General features: G+C 37.1%; 23 protein-coding genes and 1 riboswitch. Of the genes, 21 read left to right on the top strand and 2 right to left on the bottom strand.

The window, feature by feature from the left end:
• The first annotated feature begins 44 nt into the window (after positions 1 to 44).
• The 10 genes from QNJ52_RS00530 (at position 45) to rny (ending at position 11682) form a co-directional block, all read left to right on the top strand.
• On the top strand, positions 45 to 2285 hold the full coding sequence (locus tag QNJ52_RS00530) for an FtsK/SpoIIIE family DNA translocase (RefSeq protein ID WP_241427499.1): 2241 nt from the start codon (positions 45 to 47) through the stop codon (positions 2283 to 2285).
• An 11-nt stretch (positions 2286 to 2296) separates the two neighbouring features.
• Entirely contained in the window at positions 2297 to 3010 is a 714-nt protein-coding gene (locus QNJ52_RS00525; RefSeq protein ID WP_219494687.1) for a GntR family transcriptional regulator, read from the top strand.
• A gap of 9 nt (positions 3011 to 3019) precedes the next feature.
• The gene (gene yfmF, locus QNJ52_RS00520; RefSeq protein WP_283721620.1) at positions 3020 to 4252 is read left to right on the top strand and encodes an EF-P 5-aminopentanol modification-associated protein YfmF; all 1233 of its coding nucleotides are present in this window, start codon (positions 3020 to 3022) and stop codon (positions 4250 to 4252) included.
• Positions 4252 to 5520, top strand: coding sequence for an EF-P 5-aminopentanol modification-associated protein YfmH (gene yfmH, locus QNJ52_RS00515; RefSeq protein WP_219494689.1), 1269 nt, complete (start codon positions 4252 to 4254; stop codon positions 5518 to 5520). The genes yfmF and yfmH overlap by 1 nt, the downstream gene beginning before the upstream one ends.
• The gene (locus QNJ52_RS00510; RefSeq protein ID WP_219494690.1) at positions 5513 to 6220 is read left to right on the top strand and encodes an SDR family NAD(P)-dependent oxidoreductase; all 708 of its coding nucleotides are present in this window, start codon (positions 5513 to 5515) and stop codon (positions 6218 to 6220) included. Before yfmH ends, QNJ52_RS00510 begins: the two co-directional genes overlap by 8 nt.
• Positions 6221 to 6230: 10 nt before the next feature.
• Positions 6231 to 7022 (top strand): YmfK family protein, encoded by a 792-nt coding sequence (locus QNJ52_RS00505; RefSeq protein ID WP_219494691.1) that lies wholly within the window; start codon positions 6231 to 6233, stop codon positions 7020 to 7022.
• Between the two features lie 15 nt (positions 7023 to 7037).
• On the top strand, positions 7038 to 7859 hold the full coding sequence (locus QNJ52_RS00500) for a helix-turn-helix domain-containing protein (RefSeq protein ID WP_283721619.1): 822 nt from the start codon (positions 7038 to 7040) through the stop codon (positions 7857 to 7859).
• Between the two features lie 16 nt (positions 7860 to 7875).
• Entirely contained in the window at positions 7876 to 8457 is a 582-nt protein-coding gene (pgsA, locus tag QNJ52_RS00495; RefSeq protein ID WP_219494693.1) for a CDP-diacylglycerol--glycerol-3-phosphate 3-phosphatidyltransferase, read from the top strand.
• Positions 8458 to 8734: 277 nt separating this feature from the next.
• A complete protein-coding gene (recA, locus tag QNJ52_RS00490) occupies positions 8735 to 9796 on the top strand; it encodes a recombinase RecA (RefSeq protein WP_219494694.1) in 1062 nt (353 codons plus the stop codon).
• Between the two features lie 326 nt (positions 9797 to 10122).
• Entirely contained in the window at positions 10123 to 11682 is a 1560-nt protein-coding gene (gene rny, locus QNJ52_RS00485) for a ribonuclease Y (RefSeq protein ID WP_219494695.1), read from the top strand.
• A gap of 75 nt (positions 11683 to 11757) precedes the next feature.
• Here rny and QNJ52_RS00480 read toward each other — a convergent pair whose 3' ends face one another.
• Positions 11758 to 11940, bottom strand: coding sequence for a hypothetical protein (locus QNJ52_RS00480; RefSeq protein WP_041635906.1), 183 nt, complete (start codon positions 11938 to 11940; stop codon positions 11758 to 11760).
• A 95-nt stretch (positions 11941 to 12035) separates the two neighbouring features.
• Here QNJ52_RS00480 and QNJ52_RS00475 point away from each other — a divergent pair, with 95 nt between their 5' ends.
• From QNJ52_RS00475 to QNJ52_RS00445, 7 genes are all read left to right on the top strand, one after another.
• On the top strand, positions 12036 to 12830 hold the full coding sequence (locus QNJ52_RS00475) for a TIGR00282 family metallophosphoesterase (protein ID WP_099483140.1): 795 nt from the start codon (positions 12036 to 12038) through the stop codon (positions 12828 to 12830).
• A 104-nt stretch (positions 12831 to 12934) separates the two neighbouring features.
• Positions 12935 to 14668 (top strand): 2-oxoacid:acceptor oxidoreductase subunit alpha, encoded by a 1734-nt coding sequence (locus QNJ52_RS00470; protein WP_219494696.1) that lies wholly within the window; start codon positions 12935 to 12937, stop codon positions 14666 to 14668.
• On the top strand, positions 14669 to 15532 hold the full coding sequence (locus QNJ52_RS00465; RefSeq protein WP_219494697.1) for a 2-oxoacid:ferredoxin oxidoreductase subunit beta: 864 nt from the start codon (positions 14669 to 14671) through the stop codon (positions 15530 to 15532). It begins immediately after the preceding gene.
• Between the two features lie 68 nt (positions 15533 to 15600).
• Positions 15601 to 15699: riboswitch (TPP riboswitch) on the top strand.
• 34 nt (positions 15700 to 15733) lie between these two features.
• Positions 15734 to 16735: an ABC transporter substrate-binding protein gene (locus QNJ52_RS00460; RefSeq protein WP_219494698.1), complete on the top strand. Its 1002-nt coding sequence runs from the start codon at positions 15734 to 15736 to the stop codon at positions 16733 to 16735.
• The gene (locus QNJ52_RS00455) at positions 16735 to 17022 is read left to right on the top strand and encodes a thiamine-binding protein (protein ID WP_099483136.1); all 288 of its coding nucleotides are present in this window, start codon (positions 16735 to 16737) and stop codon (positions 17020 to 17022) included. The genes QNJ52_RS00460 and QNJ52_RS00455 overlap by 1 nt, the downstream gene beginning before the upstream one ends.
• Positions 17019 to 17756 (top strand): ABC transporter permease, encoded by a 738-nt coding sequence (locus QNJ52_RS00450; RefSeq protein ID WP_219494699.1) that lies wholly within the window; start codon positions 17019 to 17021, stop codon positions 17754 to 17756. Before QNJ52_RS00455 ends, QNJ52_RS00450 begins: the two co-directional genes overlap by 4 nt.
• Positions 17753 to 18463, top strand: a complete 711-nt coding sequence (locus tag QNJ52_RS00445) for an ABC transporter ATP-binding protein (protein WP_241427501.1) — start codon at positions 17753 to 17755, stop codon at positions 18461 to 18463. Before QNJ52_RS00450 ends, QNJ52_RS00445 begins: the two co-directional genes overlap by 4 nt.
• Positions 18464 to 18513: 50 nt before the next feature.
• Here QNJ52_RS00445 and QNJ52_RS00440 read toward each other — a convergent pair whose 3' ends face one another.
• On the bottom strand, positions 18514 to 19191 hold the full coding sequence (locus QNJ52_RS00440; protein ID WP_219494700.1) for a DedA family protein: 678 nt from the start codon (positions 19189 to 19191) through the stop codon (positions 18514 to 18516).
• Between the two features lie 138 nt (positions 19192 to 19329).
• Here QNJ52_RS00440 and QNJ52_RS00435 point away from each other — a divergent pair, with 138 nt between their 5' ends.
• The 4 genes from QNJ52_RS00435 to QNJ52_RS00420 all read left to right on the top strand — a co-directional run bounded on the left by QNJ52_RS00435 (position 19330) and on the right by QNJ52_RS00420 (position 24992).
• Complete coding sequence (locus QNJ52_RS00435; protein WP_219494701.1) at positions 19330 to 21048, top strand: ABC transporter ATP-binding protein; 1719 nt, start codon at positions 19330 to 19332, stop codon at positions 21046 to 21048.
• Positions 21041 to 22891, top strand: coding sequence for an ABC transporter ATP-binding protein (locus QNJ52_RS00430; protein ID WP_219494702.1), 1851 nt, complete (start codon positions 21041 to 21043; stop codon positions 22889 to 22891). The genes QNJ52_RS00435 and QNJ52_RS00430 overlap by 8 nt, the downstream gene beginning before the upstream one ends.
• A 143-nt stretch (positions 22892 to 23034) precedes the next feature.
• Entirely contained in the window at positions 23035 to 24564 is a 1530-nt protein-coding gene (miaB, locus tag QNJ52_RS00425) for a tRNA (N6-isopentenyl adenosine(37)-C2)-methylthiotransferase MiaB (RefSeq protein WP_283721618.1), read from the top strand.
• 2 nt (positions 24565 to 24566) lie between these two features.
• A complete protein-coding gene (locus QNJ52_RS00420; protein WP_219494704.1) occupies positions 24567 to 24992 on the top strand; it encodes a YlbF/YmcA family competence regulator in 426 nt (141 codons plus the stop codon).
• The last annotated feature ends 55 nt before the right edge of the window (positions 24993 to 25047 follow it).

Genomic DNA, 25047 nt, shown 5'->3' with positions numbered 1-25047 from the left:
GCTATTAATAGCTTGTTTATTTATTTAGTAAGGTAGGTGTCAGTATGGCTATTAAGAAGAAAACACGTAAGAAAAAACGTAATACAAAGAAGAAGGATAATATACCCTATCGTTATTTGATTGCTCTTTTGATTATTGGACTTATCTTTGCCGCCATATTTCAATTTGGAATCATTGGCGTAGGCATTGACAGTCTATTTACATACTTTACGGGTAGTGCACGGTTTTATGCGTACATACTGATTCTTTTAGTGACGATATACTACACCGTCAATCAAAAGATGATACCACTGAATCGTCGCGTTAATGGCTGGTTATTGATGCTTGTAGCGCTACCTTCATTTTTACAGGTTATAGAGCATATGTTAAATGGTAAGCCCATCGTGCCGTTATTTAATTCAATTTATGAGCTTCAATCTCATTCAGGTATTCATTTTTTTGGTGGCGGTATCATAGGTTATCTGTATGATATGGTGTTCAGTACATTAATCAGTACATTTGGCTCACTTTTATTATCGCTACTGATGATAACCATCAGTACATTGCTGATTCTTGGAAGATCTATTCGTCTTGCTGCCGAAAAAACATTCCTGTGGCTCATGAAATATCTACGCCTGTTAATGGCTAAAGTTACAGACTATGCAAAAAAGGACAGGAACACACAACAAAATGAGGTCATCGATGTGTCTGACCTCCCTGTGCTTACTCAAGATGCTGAGGATATCCCAATTTATGACAGTGTAGAGCAATTTGATAACAATGAAGATCTTGTGGAAGCTGAAGCGTTTATAAGTACAAGTAAAGATGTACCATCTAAGATGGGTAATATGGATCTTGAAACAGTGGAACATACAAGTGCAACAACAGAAGATGAGAATCCGAATTATAAGCTCCCACCGATTACTTTATTACATCCTGCTGCTGAAAAAGCAAAGAACAATATGCAGAACGTAAAAAAACGTGGACAACTTTTAGAAACGACTTTAAAGAATTTTGGGGTCAATGCAAAGGTGAGTCAAATTAGGATTGGACCAGCTGTTACCCAATATGAAGTACAGCCTGCTATGGGAGTTAAAGTCAGTCGAATCGTCAATTTACATAACGATATCGCGCTCGCACTTGCTGCAAAAGATATCCGTATAGAAGCGCCGATACCTGGCAAATCGGCAGTTGGTATAGAAGTCCCGAATCAGTCGGTCTCTATGGTCACCTTACGAGAAGTGCTGGAAGCATCTCCTGTAAACGATAATAAGCTGAAGGTTGTGCTTGGAAGAGATATCTCAGGAGAAGCGATCACTGCAGAACTTGACAAGATGCCACACTTACTTGTGGCTGGTGCAACCGGAAGCGGTAAGTCGGTGTGTATTAATGGTATAATTACAAGTATACTTATGAATGCGAAGCCTCACGAAGTGAAGCTGATGATGATCGATCCTAAGATGGTCGAATTAAACGTCTATAATGGTATACCGCATCTACTGACGCCAGTGGTCACGAATCCTCAGAAAGCTGCTCAGGCGCTGCAGAAGATTGTTGGTGAGATGGAACGTCGTTACGATTTATTCAGCCATACTGGTACACGAAATATAAAAGGATATAATGCGTATCTTGAAAGACAGAATCAGGAGATGAACGAAAAGAATGCGAAGCTTCCATATATAGTAGTCATTGTTGACGAACTAGCTGATTTGATGATGGTGGCAAGTAAAGATGTAGAAGCAGCCATTATGCGACTAGCACAGATGGCGCGTGCGGCGGGGATTCATCTGATCATCGCTACTCAGCGCCCATCTGTAGATGTAATCACAGGTTTAATTAAAGCAAATATTCCTTCGCGAATTGCGTTTAGTGTAAGTAGTGCTGTTGATTCAAGGACGATTCTGGACAGTCAAGGTGCAGAGAAACTGCTCGGTAAAGGAGATATGTTATATTTACCTTATGGGCAATCTAAACCGACGCGTATACAAGGGGCTTTCTTATCTGATGCTGAAGTAGAAGCTATCGTTCAGTTTGTTACAAGACAGCAGTCTGCAAATTACGTTGAAGAGATGACGCCTACAGACGTAAAAGAAAGCGAAGCTAATTCAGAAGATGAACTTTATCAGGAAGTATATGCATTTGTAATCGAAAAACAGAAAGCTTCAGCCAGTTTACTGCAGAGACAGTTTAGAATTGGATACAATAGAGCGGCACGTTTAATTGATGAACTGGAAGCAAACGGAGTAATTGGTCCCGCTACGGGAAGTAAACCAAGAAATGTTTTAATAGAACAAAATGAAGAATAGGAGCGGTAATATTGTCTGTAAATCATGAAGTTGTCTATACGAAGGACTGGATTCTATCAAAGATATATTCTGGAGATTTCAATAGTCATAAACCGATACCCTCTCAATATGAGATTTCAAGACAGTTAAATATATCACGTGATGCTATTGAACTCGCATTTCATGAACTTATAACTGAGCAAATTATAACTGAACACTTTCAGGAAGGTTATTTTGTCAAAGAGAAGCCCCCATTCAACTATCCGGTTGATGAACTAAAGAGTATTACTTCTATGATTGAAGAAGCAGGTTACGTAGCCGGCACCCTCATTATCAGCCAAGACATTGAACAACCGTCGCTAGATGATAAAAGTGTGCTGCGTATAGATGATGATCGAAAAGTGACGGTTATCGAGCGTATTCGTACTGCCGATGAAACCCCGGTTGTTTATTGTCTGGATAAAATTGATATGATGAACTTTGAAATGGATAGCGGCATCAATTCACGGTCATTATTTGATGCACTTATGGATGCAGGGTTAGCCATCAGCTATGCTACGACTGAGATAGAATCAATCGGCTATGAGCCGTATATTTCTAATGCGCTGGATTGTGTGCCTGATGATAGTTTACTCCTTTTCAAACAGATTCATTATAACGATAATCATGATCCTGTACTTTATTCGATGAATTATTTTAAATCGAGTCAAGTCAAGTTTAAAATAAGACGTACAAAGAAAGATTAGGTGAATCACATGTCACATCACATTAATTATTTAAATACTTCTCAATTTAAGACGATATCGCTCGTAATTAAATTTAAAGCACCGCTTGATGAATCTACAATGACAGCAAGAAGTGTGTTATCAAAGTTAATGCAGAAAACTTCACAGAAGTATCCTACAGAAATAGAGATGATGAATCATCTATCAGAACTGTATGGGGCAAATTTATACAGCTCTGTTTTAAAACAGAACAATGCACATGTCATCACTTTAGGTGTAGATATTGTTAACGATAAATATTTAACAGATACAAACTTACTTGAAGAAGCTTTTAAATTATTACACGAAGTACTATACTTCCCGAATGTGCAGAATCAGGCTTTTAATACACGGCTTGTGAATCAAGAAAAACGCTTATTAAAGAATAAATTTTTGGCGATAAAAGAAAATATTGGGCAATATGGATTTTATCAGTTGCTGCACACAATGTTTCCGGAGGACCCGAACCGACTACCAAGCTTTGGCGATGAGCATCAACTGGACAATATTGATGGCAGAGCGTTGTATCAAACCTTTCAGAAGATGAAACAAGAAGATGAAATTTATTTCTATGCAGTAGGTGAAATCGACTCAGAAGAAATTGAATCACTTTATGAAAAATATATACAGCTCAATTCTTCAACGGTAACTTTAAATGACAGCAGACCTACATCGAATAAAGAGACAAATTATGTTGAGGAAACAATCGATACCACACAAGCGCGGCTTAATATAGGTATGAAGTTTGAAGTGCATCATCCAGACAGATCGTACTTCAGCTTTATCGTATTGAATCATCTCTTTGGTGGAGATGCGTCCAGTATGCTCTTTATGAACGTTAGAGAAAAATTGAGTCTAGCTTATCAAATACATAGCCAGATTGATGCGCGCAGTGGATTGCTGTATGTACTTGCAGGTGTAAATCAACAAAATAAAGCACGTGCAATCGAAACGATTCAAAACCAATTTGAAATGATAAAAAGTGGTGAGATTGAAGAAAAGATGGTAGATTTGTCAAAAAGACTGATTATCAACAGCCGACTTGAGTCAACGGATCGTCCGAAAGGATTTGTGGAAACAAGTTTTTCTAATACATTTGGGTCTGAAATATCACAGGAAGAATGGATTGAAGGTATTCAAGCTGTGACAAAGGCTGACATCATAGATTTAGCGAAAACTGGATATTTTCACACAATATATTGTCTAGTGAGTGAGGTGCAATAATGAAGAAAACATACTATCGTTCTATAGATGAATCACTTTATGAATATCAGCTTGATAATGGTCTTGATTTATTTATCATACCTAAAAAAGGGTTTAAAAAGTCCTATGTTACTTTAACCGCTAAATATGGTTCTATACATAATGATTTTTATCTCGATGACCAGTTGATACATATGCCAAAAGGGATTGCACATTTTCTTGAACATAAGATGTTTGAAAAAGAGGACGGAGACATGTTCAATGAATTTTCTGAGCATGGCAGTTCTGCTAATGCATTTACATCGTATGACCGAACGAGCTATTTGTTTACGACTGTCGAAAGTCTCAAAGAAAATATCAAGCTACTAATGCATATGCTTGATACCCCATATTTTACGCCAGAAAGTGTGCACAAAGAAGTGGGTATCATTGCTGAAGAAATTAAGATGTATCAAGACCAGCCCAACTATAAGCTCTATTATCAGACTTTAAATGCGATGTATCATCATCATCCCGTAAAATATGATATCGCGGGTACGATAGAAAGTATCTCTGAAATTACTGACACTACTTTATATCAATGCTATGAGACCTTTTATCATCCGGAGAACATGGTTATGTTTATCGTAGGAGATGTAGCACCCGAGGAAATGTACCAATATGTTAATGGTTTAGGTACAAAAAGAGATAAATACGTTCCAGCCGAACTTATGAAGATTGATGAACCGACGGATGTGTATGTACCGATGATCCAATCAAAGGGAAGTATACAAAAGGATAAGTTGATGCTTGGTATTAAGACGAATGTTCATCATCGACATGAATCTCATATGAAAATTGAAATGGAAATGCTTTTTGCATTAGATCTTTTATTTGGAGAGCAGACTGATTTTTATCAATCGCTACTAGATGAACACCTCATCGATGACACGTTTGGGTATAGTTTTATTATTGAACCTACTTTTTCTCATATATTGATCGCCGGTTCAACTGATAATATTGAAGAACTGAAGAAACGTATTTTATTACAGCTGAATCATTTTGAAATGCTGAATGATGAGGCGTCCTTTAGACGTCTGATAAAACAGACAATAGGTGAATATGTTTCCAGTATGAATAGTCCTGAATATATTGCTAATCAGTTTACACGCTATTTCTTCAATGGAGACATTCTCTTTGATTTATTACCGATACTCAATCAGTTACAACTCGAGGACTGTATATCAACGTATAAAACAGCGATAGCATCTGCCTCAATTACAGATAGCAGGATGCTACCGAATGGGTAAATATATGGTTATTGGAGCGAGCGGAGATATCGGCAGTCAGATTACACGAGATTTGCTATTGGATGGACATGAAGTCATCGCTCAGTACTTTAGTGCAGATATTACGCAGTTGAAAGAACAGTTTATTGGACAGGCAATTTCTTTTTTACAGCTTGACTTATCGGTTCCTTTACAAAAGAATCCTTTTGAAACATGGATGACAGCACATCTTGATGGTTTAATCTATGTTGCTGGTAAGTCCTATTTTTCAGAACTTCGTGATGTCACAGATGATAAAATTCATGAACAGTACGCGATTCATTTCTTTAACCTTGTGAAGTGCGTTCAATATACTTCTAGTGGCTTATTACAAGGAAATAATGGTAGAATTATTGTAATTAGTTCTATATGGGGTGAAACAGGTAGTAGCATGGAAAGTATCTATAGTGGTTTCAAAGCGGCACAAATCGGCTTTATAAAATCTATCGCTAAAGAATATGCACAAACAAACATTACCGCAAACATTATTGCACCGGGCCTCGTTGCCGGAAAGATGACGGATGCACTTGGAGATGATGTGCAGGACATCATTGAACAGATTCCTCAAAGAAAATGTGTACAGCCGGTAGAAATCAGCCATTGTGTACGCACTCTGCTACACCAGTATGCCCATACGACAACAGGCACTGTAATACGGATCAATGGTGGCTGGTATATATAGGAGGAAGCGAATGGAACAAACTTTAAAAAAGGAATGGTACCTTGAATATGAGATAGTGATTAATCGTGCGGGTCTTCTAGGAGATGTATCAAGTTTACTAGGTGCACTTGGAATCAGCATTATTACGATTAATGGTGTTGACCAGGGAAAGCGTGGACTGCTCATTAAGACAGATGATGTTGAGAAGGTAAAACGATTCGAGCATATTATCAGTCAACTTGATGATATTGAAATCGTTAAGCTGCGCGAACCGAGATTGACAGATCGTCTCGCAGTGCGCCATGGGCAGTATATACAGAAAGATACCCATGAGAAAAATACTTTTCGCTTTGTTCGTAAAGAACTGGGAATACTGGTCGATTTAATGGCAGAGCTCTTTAAAGAGGATGGGCATCGATTGATTGGAATTAGAGGAATGCCGCGTGTAGGGAAGACGGAATCTATTGTCGCAGCAAGTGTATGTGCACATAAGAAATGGTTATTTATTTCTTCGACAATGATTAAGCAGACAGTGCGTAATTCTTTATTTAAAGGAGAATATGATGACAGTCATATTTACATTATAGATGGCGCGCTATCAATCAGACAAAAGCCAGAGCATCTGGATCTAATTCGTGAAGTGATGGCACTGCCTGCAACGAAAGTGATTGAACATCCTGATTTATTTGTACAGAAAACCGATTATACATTAGAAGATTTTGATTATATTATTGAGATTCGTGAAACTGAAACTCAAGAAATTACTTATGAACAATTATCTAAAAATAATTTGTTTGATAACGATGAATTTGGATTTTTTTAATAAAGGAGCACTTTAATGAAACAAATTGGACAAATTTTAAGATCTAAACGTGAATCTCTTGGTATGACATTAATCGACCTTGAAAAGAAAATTAAAATCCAAAAAAAATATATTGAAATGATTGAGAAGAATAATTTCGAACACCTGCCAAATCCAGATTATACACGAGGTTTCATTGAAAAATATGCACGTTGTGTAAATCTTAATGGGAAAGAATTGATTAAACAGCATGAATCAGAACTTCCAGTCGAAAAAAAATCGGCTAGAGAAGCAATAGGCACTTTAAAGGCGACGCATATTACAGAGAATGATCATTCAACGCGTAAATTGTTTTATATCATTATAGCGAGCTTAGGTATTCTTTTCATCATATGGATACTCAGTCAACTGCTCTTTACAAATAAAGATGAGACGTTTAAACCCGCATCTCTCAATCCTTCACGTAACATCCCTGTTGAGAAGAAACAAGAAACTATATCAAAGGCTGACGAACCAGCTGTTAAAACGCAGGTGAAACCTGAAACAAGTCTGACATATAAAAACTTTGATGGTAGTAATTTAACCTATGAAGTTAAGTCACAGCAACCCCTGACCGTGAAGATCGTTTCTAAAGTGCCGACATGGGTACAGGTATTTGATGATAAGAACAAGAACTATGTATACAATGAAATTAAAGAACAGAGTTTCAACATTGATAAGGATGCCAAGGAAGTAACAATTATTTCAGGTAATTCTACTTCAGCAGATATCTATATAAATAACCAGAAAGTTTCGGTTCCAAAGGAAACAGAGAATCTTATCACGCGAACTTATTTCTTTAAAGTTTCAAAAAAATAGAGTTAGGATGAATAAAATGAATATACCAAATCAAATTACAGTGGCTAGAGTACTTTTAATACCGATATTCCTAGTATTCTTACTCGTAGATTTCAATATGGGTGATATTTCTGTGCTTGGGTCTGAAGTAATGCGCATCGAACAGTTTATTGCAGCATTAATTTTTATTTTTGCTTCGCTGACGGACTGGATAGATGGCTATTTGGCGCGTAAATGGCAGCTCGTAACGAATATGGGAAAATTTCTAGATCCATTAGCAGATAAATTACTTGTTTCAAGCGGTCTAATAGCATTAGTCGAGCTTGATGCGATACCTTCATGGGTGGCAATCGTTATTATTGCACGTGAATTTGCAGTTACTGGACTGCGTCTTTTACAGATTGAGCAAGGGTTCGTTTCTGCTGCAGGACAATTAGGAAAGATTAAAACCGCAGTAACCATGCTTGCGATGACACTACTGTTACTTAATGAACCATTTTCAGAGTGGACAGGTTTTAACAGTGGCTATCTTCTCATGTATGTCGCAGTATTCTTCACTGTATTATCTGGAATTGAATATTTTTATCACGGACGCGATGTATTTAAAAATTCAAAGTAGCATAAAAGACATTTAGTATACTAAAAATACTAAATGTTTTTTATTACAATAATTAAATTTTAAACGTGTCATTTTTCAATTTTCTCAAGTATCACTGGAATAAAAACGCTTACACGTTCTTATTTTTTAATTATTACACAAAAAATACAAACAGACGTTCGCATTTTACTTGCTATTTTTAACATTAATGCGTATAGTATTAAATGTAGTAAATAACAGCTAAAGAATATTTAATAGTTCAATATACAATCATTAATTGATCTTCAGGAGGATATATATGAGTGAAAGACAAAAAGCATTAGACACAGTTATTAAAAATATGGAAAAATCATTTGGGAAAGGTGCAGTAATGAAGTTAGGAGACCGTACTGACCGTAATGTCTCTACAGTATCAAGCGGCTCTATTACATTAGATAGTGCACTTGGTGTCGGTGGTTACCCGAAAGGTCGTATTATAGAAATTTATGGTCCTGAAAGTTCAGGTAAGACAACGGTGGCACTACATGCTATCGCAGAGGTACAGCGCCAAGGTGGAGTTGCCGCATTTATTGATGCTGAGCATGCACTTGATCCGGTATATGCTAAGAATCTTGGAGTAGATATCGAAAATCTTTACTTATCTCAACCCGATCATGGTGAACAAGGACTGGAAATTGCAGAAGCATTTGTCAGAAGTGGTGCGGTAGATATTATTGTGGTCGATTCAGTTGCAGCCTTAACACCTAAAGCGGAAATTGAAGGAGAGATGGGAGACTCGCATATGGGACTTCAAGCGCGTCTTATGTCTCAAGCGTTACGTAAGTTATCAGGTTCTATATCTAAGTCTAATACGATTGCAATATTCATCAACCAAGTACGTGAGAAGATTGGTGTAATGTTCGGTAATCCAGAAACGACTCCAGGTGGTCGTGCGCTTAAATTCTATTCTTCAGTGCGTCTCGAAGTACGACGTGCAGAACAATTGAAACAAGGTCAGGAAATTGTAGGGAATAGAACAAAGATTAAGGTCGTTAAAAACAAAGTTGCACCTCCTTTTAAAGTAGCAGAAGTTGATATTATGTACGGTAAAGGTATTTCTCGTGAAGGAGAAATCGTTGATTTAGGTGCAGAATATGAAGTGCTGCAAAAGTCAGGGGCATGGTACTCTTATGATGGAGAACGTATTGGTCAAGGGCGAGAAAATATTAAGACTTATCTGAAAGAAAACCCAGAAGTACGTGACGAAATCGATCAGAAGATTCGTAAGGCGATGGGTGTCGGTGCTTCGTTAGAAGAGGCGTCAGCACAGAAAGAAGAAGTGCCAGTAGAAGATAAGTTATTCGACGATGAGTTAGAATAGTTAACAGCCTAAGGGAGGAGCGTAGTGCCTCTCCCGATTTTATAGCGGATGATGTTATTTATTTTTAACATCGTTCGTTTTTTATAGATAAATTTTCGTCATTATGAACTTAGTTTACATGCGAGAGTGAATATCAGATTTATATTATGGTAAATTTGTAACAAATTAAAATTTCATACAACAATTTGAGTAAAATGATGTAAATTTATATATTTAATGAGGATGACAGCTTGACGAGTATAACTCATAAACGTACAATTAATTTATATGGATATACTTCATATAATGTTTTATTGATATATAAAAGCAAATAAGGAGGTGTTTATGTGAGCTTAACTATCCTCTTATTCATTTTGCTTAGTATCATAATCGGTGTTGCAATCGGTTATTTTGTTGCGAAGAACGTATTAACAAATCAGCAGATTCAGGCAAGAACAACTGCAGATTTTATCGTTACTGAGGCTAACAAAGAAGCCGAAAGTCTTAAGAAAGAGAAGCTTCTTGAAGCGAAGGAAGAATATCAAAGACGTAATGATCGTCTGGAAGAAGATTATAAGGAAAGACGTTCAGACTTAGCGAGACAAGAAGCAAGACTCCTTCAAAAAGAAGAAAACTTAGATCGTAAAAGTGACCTTTTAGATAAAAAGGATGATCTTTTAGAACAAAAAGAATCTAAAATTGAAGAAAAGCAACAGCATGTAGATGCGTTAGAGCAAAGTGTTCAAGGAATCATAGCACAACATGAACAAGAATTAACACGCATCTCCGGACTGACACAAGAAGAAGCGAAGCAAGAAATTATTGATCAGGTTGAAGAAGAATTGACGCATGATATTGCAGTCATGGTAAAAGAGAAAGAGCAGGAAGCAAAGCAGAATATTGATAAAAAAGCGAAAATGCTTCTAGCTACGACTGTACAGCGATTGGCTGCTGAACATACTTCTGAATCTACAGTTTCTGTAATTAACCTTCCAAATGATGAGATGAAAGGTAGAATAATTGGCCGAGAAGGTCGTAATATTCGTACATTGGAAACGCTAACAGGTGTAGATCTTATCATCGATGACACACCAGAAGCGGTCATCTTATCCGGATTTGATCCAATTAGAAGAGAAATTGCGAAAACAGCGCTTGAATCTTTAGTGTCTGATGGAAGAATTCATCCAGGTCGTATTGAAGAAATGGTTGAAAAGGCAAGAAAATCTGTGGATGAAATCATACGAGAAGCAGGAGAAGCTGCAACGTTTGAACTTGGTATACATAATCTGCATCCTGATATCGTGAAGATACTTGGACGAATGAAATATCGTACGAGTTATGGACAGAATGTACTGAAACATTCCGTAGAAGTTGCACACCTTTCTGGTATGTTAGCTGCAGAACTAGGACAAGACGTTGCGCTCGCTAAGCGTGCGGGACTTTTACATGATATTGGAAAAGCGATTGATCATGAAGTTGAGGGATCGCACGTTGAAATCGGAGTAGATCTTGCGAAGAAATATCGTGAACATCCAACCGTAATTAACGCAATTCATTCACATCATGGAGATGTGGAACCAGACAATATTATTTCTATTCTTGTGGCAGCAGCAGATGCATTAAGTGCAGCACGCCCAGGTGCCAGACGTGAAACACTTGAGAATTATGTACGCCGCTTAGAACGTCTGGAAGAAATTTCTGAAAGCTATGATGGTGTAGAGAAATCATTTGCGATTCAGGCAGGTAGAGAAATTAGAATCATTGTGACGCCTGAAGAAGTCGATGATTTAAAAGCACATCGTATCGCAAGAGATATTAAAAACCAGATTGAAGAAGAGCTTCAATATCCTGGACATATAAAAGTAACTGTTGTGCGAGAAATGCGCGCAGTTGAATATGCAAAATAGGTCGTGACACGAGCGGTCAGACATGAGTAGAATCAAAAAAGATGACTAGAAATGTTATATTTCTAGTCATCTTTTTTACATTGTGGACCAGTATTGCATGATAGATAATCCAATCGAGAAAATGATGCCCCCAACTAGTGCTGATTTATACTTAGGGGGCTGTTTTACTGTTCTAAAATAATTCGTTATGCGATCACATATCATATATGTAATAAAAAATACGATGAACAATGTGACTGCTGTTCCGATAAAATGCATTTTATCACCTCATTTTTGATTGTATCAATAAAAATCATTTAATTCATTTATGATTTTCTATATAATAAAGACAAATAGAGTAGAGGTAGTGAATTATGAGAATATTATTTATCGGTGATGTTGTAGGTGCGGTTGGGCGTAATATGTTAGATGAGTACTTACCACAGCTTAAAAAGAAGTATGGACCGAATATTACGATAGTCAATGGTGAGAATGCTGCGCATGGAAGAGGGATTACAGAAAAGATATTTAAAGAAATGATGACGCTCGGAGTTGATTGTGTCACGATGGGTAACCATACATATGGCGTGCGTGATAGTTATGAGTTGCTAAATAGCGATCATAAGATTATTCGTCCAGCAAACTTTCCTGATGAAGCGCCAGGTAAAGGAATGGAAATCATTAAATTTAATGATAAGAAGATTGCTGTGATCAATCTACAAGGGCGAGCATTTATGATGCAGAGTGACTGTCCGTTTAAGAAGTTCGATGCGCTATATGAAATCGCTAAACAGGAGACGGATTATATCTTTGTAGACTTTCATGCTGAAACAACAAGTGAAAAAGGTGCATTTGCATATTATGCAGATGGCCGAGCGAGCGTCGTTGTTGGGACACATACACATATTCAGACGAGTGACAACCGTATTTTACCTAGGGGCACGGCTTTTATTACAGATGTCGGTATGACAGGTTACTATGATGGGATACTTGGTATTAATAAGGATGAGGTCATTCACCGCTTCTTAACAGGAATGCCAGTTAAACATGTTGTTCCCGATACAGGACGTGGTGTGTTAAGCGGTGTATTTGTAGAACTTAAATCCAATGGTCAAGCAAAGAAAATTGAAAGAATACTTATCAATGAGGATCAACCGCTCAGTCGATAACGTATCGGCCATTCGACTGATTTTTATATAATTTACCTATGTCTGTTATATAGACATAGGTTTTTCTGTTATATTAGAGATAGTTAATTTAGGGAGGAATTGTTTTGAAGACACAAATTTCTTGGAAAGTCGGCGGTCAGCAAGGTGAAGGAATTGAAAGTACTGGAGAGATATTCTCAACTGCGCTGAATCGTCTGGGCTATTATTTATATGGTTATCGTCATTTCTCATCACGTATTAAAGGTGGACATACGAACAATAAGATTCGTGTATCAACAACACCTGTCTATGCTATCAGTGATGATCTGGATATACTTGTGGCATTTGATCAGGAGACGATTGATTTAAACTATCATGAACTGACGGCTGAAGGTATAATACTAGCAGATAGTAAGTTTGATCCTGTTGCACCAGAGGATTACAATGGCGCATTTATTAGTATGGGATTCACTGAAATTGCAAAAGAACTTGGTACGGCATTGATGAAGAATATGGTGGCGGTCGGTGCTACAGCGAATCTTATAGGCGCTGACCTAAAGCACTTCGAAGTTTTAGTGGATGACCTGTTTGCTAAAAAAGGTGAAAAGATCTGTACATTAAATAAAGAAGCGCTACACAAAGGTTATGCAGAAATTGAAAGTCATTCAGAACTTACTGTGGATTATAAATTAGAACCTTCAACCGAAGAAGGACATTTATTTATGATTGGTAATGAAGCAATTTCACTTGGCGCATTAGCAGGTGGAGCACGTTTTATGGCTGCATACCCAATTACACCAGCGAGTGAAATTATGGAATATATGATTGATAAATTACCACGCTTTGGTGGGACTGTAATTCAGACAGAAGATGAGATAGCTGCAGCAGTTATGGCAATAGGCGTAAACTATGCGGGCGTACGTGCATTTACTGCATCAAGTGGTCCAGGACTATCGTTAATGATGGAAGCGATTGGACTGAGTGGTATGACTGAACAGCCGTTAGTCATCGTAAATACGATGCGCGGAGGTCCATCTACAGGATTGCCAACGAAACAGGAGCAGTCAGACTTAATGCAGATGATCTACGGAACGCATGGCGAGATTCCAAAGATTGTCCTTGCACCAACAACTGCTGAAGATGCCTTCTACTTAACGAACGAGGCATTTAATCTAGCGGAAGTATATCAATGTCCGGTTATTATTTTAAGTGATTTACAGCTTTCTTTAGGGAAACAGACTGTTCCTGTACTTGATTATAATAAGATTAATATTGATCGTGGTTCACTTGTTACTGAAGTTGAACCAACGGAGGATAAAGCATACTTCAAACGCTATGCGGTAACAGATAATGGCATTTCACCACGTACGATTCCTGGTGTGAAAAACGGTATCCATCACGTTACAGGTGTTGAACATAACGAAGAAGGAAAGCCGAGCGAATCTCCCGTAAACCGTGCAAAGCAGATGGAAAAACGTATGCGTAAATTAGAACAGCTGAAGATTACTGAACCTGTTGTATACAATACGTATCATGAAGATGCAGATGTGTTAGTGATTGGTTATATTTCAACGTATGGAGCGATTGATGAAGCAATCCATCGTGTAGAAGGAAAGGTAAACCATCTGCATATGAAACAACTTCATCCGTTTCCGACAGAAGAGGTTCAGCAAGCGATAGATAAAGTGAAGAAAGTGATTGTTGTTGAACATAACTTTAACGGACAACTTGGACAGATTATCAAGATGAATACGAATCATCAAGGTAAGATGATTCAGATGAGTAAGTATGATGGTACACCTTACTTACCTCACGAAATTGAAGAGAAAATCAACGCAACATTAAAGGAGTTAATATAGATGGCAACATTTAAAGATTTCAGAAATAATGTGAAACCGAACTGGTGTCCTGGCTGTGGGGACTTCTCAGTACAAGCGGCGATACAAAAAGCATGTGCGAACATCGGCTTAGAACCAGAACAGCTCGCGTTAATAACAGGTATCGGCTGTTCTGGACGTCTGTCTGGATACGTAAATTCATATGGTGTGCATTCGATCCATGGTCGAGCATTACCGATGGCACAAGGTGTGAAGATGGCAAACCAGGAGCTTACAGTTATCGCTTCCGGTGGAGATGGTGATGGTTTTGCGATTGGTATGGGGCATACGATTCATGCGCTACGTAGAAATATTGATATCACGTATATTGTAATGGATAATCAAATTTATGGACTGACTAAAGGACAGACATCACCAAGTTCAGCACATGGATTTGTCACTAAGACAACGCCAAAAGGCTCGATTGAGAAGCATGTTTCTCCGCTTGAACTTGCACTTGCAAGTGGCGCAACTTTTGTCGCACAAAGCTTTTCTAGTGATATAAAAGATTTAACATCAATTATTGAAGCGGCAGTTAATCATAAAGGATTCTCATTCGTCAATGTATTTTCTCCGTGTGTCACATACAACAAAGTAAATACGTATGACTGGTTTAAAGAAAATTTGACGAAACTTGCTAATATTGAAGATTATGATCATACCAATAAACAGCTGGCGATCAATACAGTACACGAACAAGATGGGCTTGTTACAGGTATCGTGTATCAGGATACCGATGCACCGACGTACGAATCACAAATTGATGGCTACAGTGAGAACTTAACAAAAGCAGATCTAAATATTAAACAAGAGGAATTTGATGCTTTAATGGCTCAGTTCAAATAAAAACTAAGTATCTGTACCTTATTTATAATAAAGCTGTTATACTAAAACAGTACAAAATAATATAAATTTTTAAACACTAGGGGAGTTATTCTGAGATTGGATTCGTCCTAAACCCTTATATACCTGATCTGGATTATACCAGCGTAGGGAAGTGTCAACTGACACAACCTGCAATCAGGTTGTGTTTTTTTGGAGGCTAATATGAATAAAAAGTTATTGTTAAGTGCGAGTTGTGTCATTTTACTAGCAGGCTGTGGAGATCAGTCAGCCGATAAAGGTAAGGAAGATAAGAAAGAAAAAGTGACGATTATGCTGGACTGGACGCCGAATACAAATCATACAGGACTATATGTAGCACAAGAGAAAGGTTACTTTGACAAACAGGGTTTAGATGTTGAAATTAAGACACCTGGTGAAGTGAATGCCGATCAGCTTATCGCAGCAAACAAAAAAGATGTTCAGTTCGGAATTAGTGCACAGGAAACAGTGACGCAATCACGTTCTGAAGGCATTCCAGTGAAATCGATTGGAGCAATTATCCAGCATAATACGAGTGGATTTATGAGCTTGAAAGATAAGAATATTAAATCACCGAAAGATTATGCAGGGAAAACATACGGTGGATGGGGTGCACCGATTGAACAGCCAATGATTGATGCAGTTATGAAAAAAGACGGAGCATCAGTGAAAGACACTAAAATTATCAATATGGGAAATACTGATTTCTTTACTGCATCTAAGAAGAATATCGATTTCGCATGGGTTTATTATGGATGGACTGGAATCGAAGCAGAAACACGTAATATCGATGTAAATATGCAGTATTTAATTGATTACGATAAAAATCTGGATTATTACACACCTGTCGTTATTGCAAATGAAAAGTATTTAAAATCAAATGGTGAGACAGCTAAGAAATTTATGACCGCACTTAAAGAAGGTTATGAGTATTCAATTAAACATGACAAAGAGAGTGCAGATATTTTGATGAAGTCTGTTCCAGAACTTAAAAAACAAGAAAAGCTCGTATATGCATCACAAAAATATTTGTCACCTAAATATCAGGATGATGCGAAATACTGGGGCTATCAGGAAGAACGTATCTGGAAGAATTTTGGACAGTTTATGAAAGATAACAAAGTGATTACTAAAGACTTCATTGCTAAAGATGCATTTACAAATGAATATGTGGAGGGTAAATAATGGCAGATACAATAATGAGCATACAAATTATTCCGAAGACGCCAAATGGTGAAGATGTAATTCCATATGTTGATCGCGCAATTGAAGTGATTGAAGCATCAAACTTAAAGTACATCGTGAATCCGCTTGAAACATCAATTGAGGGGAACATGAATGAGTTGCTTAAGTTAATCGAATTAATGAATAAAGAGATGCGTGAAATGGGGTGTCCATCTATTATTTCACAAGTAAAGTTTTATCATGCCGAAGAAGTATCGATGGATGTGCTTGTACAGAAGTATAGATGATGAAATATGTTAAGTTTTTTCTATTTTTTATAGTACTACTTTATTTTTGGGAACTGCTCGTTCGGTTACTACAAGTTGATGCATATACGTTACCTGCGCCAAGCGTAATATTTATCAGCTTCTTTAATGACTTTAACACATATCATGTGCATTTATATCCGACTCTATTACTCGTTATATTAGGCATTATTTGCTCGGTATTATGCGGTATTACTGTAGCCGTACTATTACGTTTAATCCCTGGGCTGCATGAGTATGTCTATCCATTGCTCATAATGAGTCAGAATGTACCCGTTATCGTCATTGCACCACTACTAGTCATTTGGTTCGGATTTGGAATATTGCCGAAACTTATCGTGATAACACTTGTGTGTTTCTTTCCGATAACTGTGAGCTTACTTGAAGGATTTAATGAGACAGATAAAGAATTAGAGAAATATATGAAGATGATGGGGGCAACGCGTCTTGAACGTTTCAAAAAGCTTGAATGGCCAAATAGTATGCCTTATTTCTTTAATGGATTAAAGATTGCTGGCACATACTCAGTAATGGGTGCAATCATTTCTGAATGGCTTGGCAGTGATAAAGGTTTAGGTAAATTTATGCTTATAGCTCAGCGTGCATTTCAAGTAGATCAGGTGTTTGTAGCAATTGTCTGGATCATTATCTTTGCTATGGTCATTTATCTTGTTATATATATTATTCAGCGTATTGTATTGAGGTGGCAACGATGATTCCTATTATTCAACTTAACGATATTATGCATCGTTACGATAAAGATATTGTAATTAATAATATTAACCTAGAACTGAATAAAGGTGAGATTGTTGCATTGATCGGCCCGAGTGGCAGCGGTAAGAGTACGATATTAAATATTATCGGTGGATTACTCATCCCTTCAAGTGGCGAGTGCTTATTGCAAGGGGAACGTATCAATGGGAAAACAGGACATGTGTCCTTTATGCCTCAGACACACTCACTGATGCCATGGCGTACAGTGATACAAAACATTAACCTCGCAACAGAGATCAGTGCGAATGATAGCGTGAATAAATCAGAACAATTGTTAGAAAGAGCAGGCTTCACTTCCATTAAAGATAGATACCCCAATGAGCTTTCTGGGGGAATGAAGCAGCGTGTTTCATTCCTACGTGCATTAAATACAGAACATCAATTACTGTTACTGGATGAACCATTTTCAGCATTGGATGAAATAACACGTAATGATATGCAGATCTGGTTGAGGTCTTTATTATTGGAGAGTGATAAAACGGTGCTGATGATTACACATAGTATTGATGAAGCAATTAAGATGAGTAACCGTATACTCGTTTTAAATCAGAAACCTGCTACGATAGTCAGATCGATAGATGTGAACCAGGATTTATCTGTTTCGCAAATCGCAGAATTAAAAGCACAAATTATTCAATTATTAAAATAACCGAATGTGAGATTGACTCACATTCGGTTATTAATATTAATGGTGATGCATTAATATTTTTTTCTGTCTTCATTTCTTTTCATCTTTCTTCTGACGGAATAGGATTGTAAGAAGCTAAAGACGGCAGGAAGCACTGATACTAATATAATTAATATTAATACGATTTCAAAGTTGTCTTTAACGATCTTTATATTCCCGAAGAAGTAACCTGCAAGTAGGCATATACCAACCCACAGAATTGCACCGATAATATTATACGTAATAAAGTAACCATACTTCATCTTACTGGCACCAGCTACAAACGGTATAAAAGTTCTGATAAAGGGCATAAAGCGGGCAATTGCAATTGTTTTACCGCCATGAGTATTAAAGAAATCCTCTGCTTTATCAAGGTGTTCCTTCTTAATGAATTTACCGAGTTTAGGATGATTATAGACACCAAGTCCAAGAAATTTACCGATGTGATAATTAACCGTGTCACCGATTACAGCTGCAGCAAACAACACGATAAATAATATCCAGATATTTAATGCGCCTTGAGGGGCGAGTGCACCAGCTGCAAAAAGCATTGAGTCTCCAGGTAAGAATGGCATGATCACAAGTCCTGTTTCTACGAAGACGATTGAAAATAAGATTGCATAAGTCAATGTTCCATATTCTTTAACGATATTCACTAGATGTTCGTCAATATGTAAAATAAAATCCATAAGTTGACTGATAAATGACATGGTTAAACCTCGTTTCTCCAAATAATTATTAATTATACTTTATTTTAAAAAAAGTTGCGATGGAATAGAGCATAAATTATACATTTCGGAAACCGATATGTATAATAGTATAAAATAAACAAAATGGGAGGGGTTCTATTGAAAGAGATATTAAAGTTTACAATACCATATCGCTTATGGATTGTTATAGCGCTCATACTAATGCTATTAGAACTAGCGGTTGAACTCAGTTTACCGATTATATTATCGCTCATTATTAATGAGGGATTAATCAAGCAGAATATGGATATTACGCTTCAATATTTAATCATACTGCTGATCATAAGTGTTGCTGCGTTTATCTGTGGTGTGATCAATTCATTTATTTCGAGTCATGTCTGTCATGGTTTCTCCTTTGACTTGAGAAACGCCTTGTTCAAGAAGGTGCAGCAGTTTTCACTTAAACACATAGAAAGCTTTAAGACATCCAGTATCATTACACGATTGACAAATGATGTGATTGCGTGTGAAATGGTACTTTTTATGAGTTTACGTATTATGTTGCGTGCACCACTTCTAGTGTTGGGTAGTATCATCATGAGCTTTATTGTTGCGCCGCACTTAGCACTCTATCTTTTAATTGGTGCTCCGATAATATTTGTGTTTCTGTATTATACTTCTAAGGCAGGTATGAATCTGTTTACACGTGTTCAGAAAAAACTTGATGGACTGAATCGTAATATCCAGCAGAATTTATCTTCTGTGCGTATGATACGTGCGAATATGAGTGCAGACTATGAATCTGAAAAATTCGAACATACCGCCTTAGATCTTAAAGAAGATACAACACGTGCACTAAAGTTGATGGAACGTATACTTCCATTTCTTTTGATCGTAATGAATATCGCATTATTGTTCGTAATTTATATTGGAGCGATAGATGTCACTAATAACGCACTGAATGTAGGTGCACTCGTAGCAGTCATTAACTATGCCCTCAGAATGCAAGGTGGGTTTTCAATGTTTGCATTTATCATCATTGCGTATTCAAGAGCAAAAGCAAGTGCAGAACGTATGTCTGAAATATTAACTACTGATGTAGATACATATCACGGAGGCACGGATATTGAAGTGAGTGGTGGCGCATCAATTGTATTTGATAATGTATCGTTTAAATATCCGTTAAGCCATCAAATGGTGCTTAAAGACATTTCTTTCAATATTGAAGCGGGGGAGAAATTCGTTATTATGGGTGCGACAGGATCTGGTAAAAGCGCTTTACTTAGTCTGCTCCCTAGAATGTATGAAGTGACACAAGGTAAGATTATGATCAATGGCATTGATATTAAAGAAATGGAGATTACAGATCTTAGGGATATGATTGGATATGTACCTCAGAGAAACATACTGTTTACAGGTAGCGTGTTTGATAATATCCTATTTGGAAATGCACATGCTGAATCTGAGGATGTAACAGAAGCAACGAAGATCGCACAAGTCCATACGAATATTCTGGATTTCGATGCACAGTACGACACCAAAGTCGGACAGCAAGGTGTGAATTTATCGGGTGGACAGAAACAACGACTCGCGATTGCCAGGGCGGTCATAAAGTCGCCGAACATCCTGATTTTAGATGACAGTACATCTGCGCTTGATATCCATACAGAGAATAATTTATTTGAAGAATTATCTAAGCTAAGTATGACGCGTATTATTGTGACACAGAAGATCCAGACAGCAATGACAGCTGACCATATCCTGTTATTAGATAAAGGAGAAATCGTTGGTTTCGGGGATCATCAGTCATTGATAGAAACATCAGAACTGTATCAAGCAATCTATCACTCGCAGGAAAGAGGTGATCTCCATGATTAAATCGATATTGGGTCATCCAGTAATTTTAACGCGTAAAGATATAAAAGAGAGCAAAAGTATTAAAACAGATCAAAGAGGCAATCCAATACCGAAATCACGCAATTGGAAATACGCTATCGGTGGCATCTGGTCCTTGATGGAAGGCAATAGGTTAAAGCTTACAGTTGTTATAGTGTCGGTGATTATTTCATCTTTATTAGGACTCGTAGGACCATATATGATTGGACAGATGATTGATAATAAAATACTGAAGAAAAATTTTGAAGGCATTGAAAATGATCTTCTGATTCTGTTCTTTATATTTATAGGTTTATCATTATTTTCATATGTTGCTGCAATAATTATGGTAACGATCGCTCAGGAAACGGTGTATAAATTACGAATGCTGCTATTTAGTCGACTTCAGAAGTTACCGATACCATTTTTTGATAAACGCCAGCATGGTGAACTGATGAGCCGTATGACAAATGATATCGATACAATATCTCAAGTGCTGAATTCGTCATTTATACAGTTTACATCAAGTATTATAACGATTATTGGTACAATTATTGTGATGTTGCTGCTTAGTCCACTGTTAACGTTATTAACGATGATGATCATCCCTTTAATGTTAATTGCGATGCGCTGGATAACAAATCGTACGAGTATTCTGTATAAAAGAAGACAAAGAGCAATCGGTGAAATGAATGGTTATATTGAAGAGATTATTTCAGGTCAGGAAGTTGTAAAGTTATTTACAAGAGAAGCCCGTGTGACCGAAGGATTTACTGAGAAGAACGCAAAAGTAAGAGATATCAGCTACTGGTCGGTATCTTATTCTGGTCTTATTCCGAAAGTGATGAACTTCTTTAACAATTTATCATTTGCAATTGTAGCAGGTATCGGAGGGGTATTAGCACTAAACGGAAATGGTATTACTGTCGGAACAATTGTTATATTTGCAGAATATGCAAGACAATTTACACGTCCTTTGAATGATCTGGCCAATCAGTTCAACACTGTATTATCTGCATTAAGTGGTGCAGAGCGTGTCTTTGAAATCATCGATACTGAACCTGAAGTAGATATCGATAACAGTAATAGAAATTTAACGATACGTGGGGAAATTTCATTTGAACAAGTGACTTTCAAATATAACGAAGAACAATTAAAACCAACCATTAATGATGTGACGATACATTTAAATCAAGGGGAATCTCTCGCCTTAGTTGGTGCGACAGGAGCAGGTAAAACGACACTTGTACAGCTATTGGCAAGGTTTTATGAAATTAACGCAGGTAAAATAATGATTGATGGTATCGATATAAAAGATATTCCAAAACAAACGTTACGCAATCAGATGGCTTATGTGCTGCAGGATCCATTTATCTTTGACGGTACGATTCGAGAAAATATAAAGTACAGAAATCAGCACGTCTCTGATGAAGTCATGATTCAGGCAGCAAAAGATGCAAATGCTTATGATTTTATTATGAGATTAGAAAATGGTTTCGACACAGAAATTAGTTTTGAATCAACACATCTTTCCCAAGGTGAAAAACAGTTAGTCAATATCGCGCGTGCGCTGATATTAGATCCAAAGATTTTGTTGCTGGATGAAGCGACGAGTAACATTGATACCGTTACAGAAATGAAACTTCAGCAGGCGATTGAACGTCTAATGAAAAATAGAACGAGCATCATCATTGCGCATCGCTTAAATACGGTTAAAAAAGCTGATAAAATTGTTGTACTTGAAAAAGGTGAAATATTAGAACAAGGCTATCAAAAAGATTTAATTACAAGAGATGGTATTTATGCGGAAATGTTAAAAAGTGGAGATGAAGCATTATTAGAATAAATTTAATCCGTCATTATTATATAAATGACGGATTAAATTTATGTTTTTATGTGAGATGTATCTACAGTAAAAATACTTTGAAAATATTTGATATAAAAGCTATACTATAGTAATGATATTATGAATAAAATGGGGTTATTTAAATGAACGAAGAAGGTAGAATACAATCTTCAGGTGCAAAAGGCAAAGCAGTACCTGAGAAAGATTATAGCAAATATTTTGAGCATGTTTACCAAGGACCAAATCTAAAAGAAGCGAAGCGTCGTGGCAAAGAAGATGTGAATTACCATAGCGATTTTAAAATTGATGAACAGTATCGTGGGTTAGGTCGCGGTCGTAAATTTTATATTAGAACTTATGGTTGCCAGATGAATGAACATGATACAGAAGTAATGGCAGGGATCTTTGAGGCTCTAGAATATGAAGCGACAAGTGATGTCAATGATGCAGATGTTATTTTACTCAATACGTGTGCCATTCGTGAAAATGCAGAGAATAAAGTTTTCGGTGAAATTGGGAATCTAAAACATATCAAACAAGCGAAACCAGATGTACTCATCGGTGTATGTGGATGTATGTCACAAGAAGAATCTGTAGTGAATAAGATCTTAAAATCTTATCAAAATGTGGATATGATCTTCGGTACCCATAATATACATCGACTGCCAGCAATATTAGATGAAGCCTATATGTCTAAAGCGATGGTTGTAGAAGTCTGGTCTAAAGAAGGCGATGTTATTGAAAACTTACCAAAGTCACGACTCGGTGATACGAAAGCATGGGTCAACATTATGTACGGCTGTGATAAATTCTGTACATATTGTATTGTGCCATTCACGCGTGGTAAAGAACGTAGTCGTATGCCAGAGGAGATTATTGCTGAAGTACGTGATCTTGCGCGACGTGGGTACAAAGAAATTTGTTTACTTGGACAAAACGTAAATGCTTATGGTAAAGATATCGATGGACTGAACTACGGATTAGGCGATTTACTTGCAGATATTCAGAAGATTGATATTCCACGTGTACGTTTCACTACAAGTCATCCATGGGACTTTGATGACCGCCTTATTGAAGTGATTGCTGCAGGAGGTAACATTGTACCGCATATCCATCTTCCTGTTCAAAGCGGTAACAATGAAGTGCTGAAGATTATGGGGCGTAAGTATTCACGTGAAAGTTATTTGGAGCTGATTGGTAAAATTAAAGCAGCGATGCCAGAAGTTGCACTGACGACAGATATTATCGTAGGTTATCCGAATGAAACAGAAGAACAGTTCCAGGAAACATTATCTCTCTATGAGGAAGTTGCTTTTGACCATGCTTATACTTACTTGTATTCTCCGCGTGAAGGCACGCCGGCTGCAAAGATGAAAGATAATGTACCGATGTGTGAGAAAAAGGATCGTCTGCAACGATTAAATAAACTTGTTGGTGACTATACTGAACGTGCATTGTCCCATTATCTTGATCAGGAAGTAATCGTACTATGTGAAGGACCTTCTAAGAAAAATGATGAAATTCTCGCAGGATACACTGAAAAGAATAAATTAGTGAACTTTAAAGGACCGAAAGAAGCAATTGGACAGCTTGTTAAAGTAAGAATTACAGAAACAAAACAATATTCAATGAACGGCGAACTAATAGAAATTATTAAACCAGTTGAGGTGTAGAGATGTATACAAATGATGAAATTTTGGAAAAAGCAAAAGAATTAGGTAAGATGATGGCAGAAACAGAAGCAGTTGAGTTCTTTAAACGTGCAGAGGCACAGATTCATGAAACGCAGGTTGTCAGAGAGAAAATGGCGTCTTTAAAATCATTACAAAAGCAAGCCGTCAACTTCGAACAATACGGCAAAGAAAAAGCATTACAGATGGTCGAAGAAAAAATTGCAAAAGTTGAAGCTGAACTTGATGAAATGCCAATTGTTGATCAGTTCAAAGAAGCGCAATTTGAAGTGAATAGCATATTACAGATGGTTTCTCATGCAATCAGCCAGACCGTAACGGATGAGATTATCGTTTCAACAGGTGGCGACTTATTAACAGGTGAAACGGGTGCAGAAAAGAAAAATGCAGCACCTGGATGTGGAAATTAATAACAATTAAAGGGGTTGAGACGATTCTTGTCTGAACCTCTTTTTTAAACGAATC

This window comes from Macrococcus sp. S115 (assembly GCF_030067655.1).
Taxonomy (GTDB): domain Bacteria; phylum Bacillota; class Bacilli; order Staphylococcales; family Staphylococcaceae; genus Macrococcoides; species Macrococcoides psychrotolerans.
The sequence above is the reverse complement of the archived record's forward strand: the minus strand, read 5'-3'. Positions and strand labels throughout refer to the sequence as shown.

What these genes read in the sequence shown, in the direction of transcription:
- QNJ52_RS00530 (WP_241427499.1), top strand. Translation starts at nt 45, where the DNA reads ATGGCTATTAAGAAGAAAACACGTAAGAAAAAACGTAATACAAAGAAG.
- yfmF (WP_283721620.1), top strand. Translation starts at nt 3,020, where the DNA reads ATGTCACATCACATTAATTATTTAAATACTTCTCAATTTAAGACGATA.
- yfmH (WP_219494689.1), top strand. Translation starts at nt 4,252, where the DNA reads ATGAAGAAAACATACTATCGTTCTATAGATGAATCACTTTATGAATAT.
- QNJ52_RS00510 (WP_219494690.1), top strand. Translation starts at nt 5,513, where the DNA reads ATGGGTAAATATATGGTTATTGGAGCGAGCGGAGATATCGGCAGTCAG.
- QNJ52_RS00505 (WP_219494691.1), top strand. Translation starts at nt 6,231, where the DNA reads ATGGAACAAACTTTAAAAAAGGAATGGTACCTTGAATATGAGATAGTG.
- QNJ52_RS00500 (WP_283721619.1), top strand. Translation starts at nt 7,038, where the DNA reads ATGAAACAAATTGGACAAATTTTAAGATCTAAACGTGAATCTCTTGGT.
- pgsA (WP_219494693.1), top strand. Translation starts at nt 7,876, where the DNA reads ATGAATATACCAAATCAAATTACAGTGGCTAGAGTACTTTTAATACCG.
- recA (WP_219494694.1), top strand. Translation starts at nt 8,735, where the DNA reads ATGAGTGAAAGACAAAAAGCATTAGACACAGTTATTAAAAATATGGAA.
- QNJ52_RS00480 (WP_041635906.1), bottom strand. Translation starts at nt 11,940, where the DNA reads ATGCATTTTATCGGAACAGCAGTCACATTGTTCATCGTATTTTTTATT.
- QNJ52_RS00475 (WP_099483140.1), top strand. Translation starts at nt 12,036, where the DNA reads ATGAGAATATTATTTATCGGTGATGTTGTAGGTGCGGTTGGGCGTAAT.
- QNJ52_RS00465 (WP_219494697.1), top strand. Translation starts at nt 14,669, where the DNA reads ATGGCAACATTTAAAGATTTCAGAAATAATGTGAAACCGAACTGGTGT.
- QNJ52_RS00460 (WP_219494698.1), top strand. Translation starts at nt 15,734, where the DNA reads ATGAATAAAAAGTTATTGTTAAGTGCGAGTTGTGTCATTTTACTAGCA.
- QNJ52_RS00455 (WP_099483136.1), top strand. Translation starts at nt 16,735, where the DNA reads ATGGCAGATACAATAATGAGCATACAAATTATTCCGAAGACGCCAAAT.
- QNJ52_RS00450 (WP_219494699.1), top strand. Translation starts at nt 17,019, where the DNA reads ATGATGAAATATGTTAAGTTTTTTCTATTTTTTATAGTACTACTTTAT.
- QNJ52_RS00445 (WP_241427501.1), top strand. Translation starts at nt 17,753, where the DNA reads ATGATTCCTATTATTCAACTTAACGATATTATGCATCGTTACGATAAA.
- QNJ52_RS00440 (WP_219494700.1), bottom strand. Translation starts at nt 19,191, where the DNA reads ATGTCATTTATCAGTCAACTTATGGATTTTATTTTACATATTGACGAA.
- QNJ52_RS00430 (WP_219494702.1), top strand. Translation starts at nt 21,041, where the DNA reads ATGATTAAATCGATATTGGGTCATCCAGTAATTTTAACGCGTAAAGAT.
- miaB (WP_283721618.1), top strand. Translation starts at nt 23,035, where the DNA reads ATGAACGAAGAAGGTAGAATACAATCTTCAGGTGCAAAAGGCAAAGCA.
- QNJ52_RS00420 (WP_219494704.1), top strand. Translation starts at nt 24,567, where the DNA reads ATGTATACAAATGATGAAATTTTGGAAAAAGCAAAAGAATTAGGTAAG.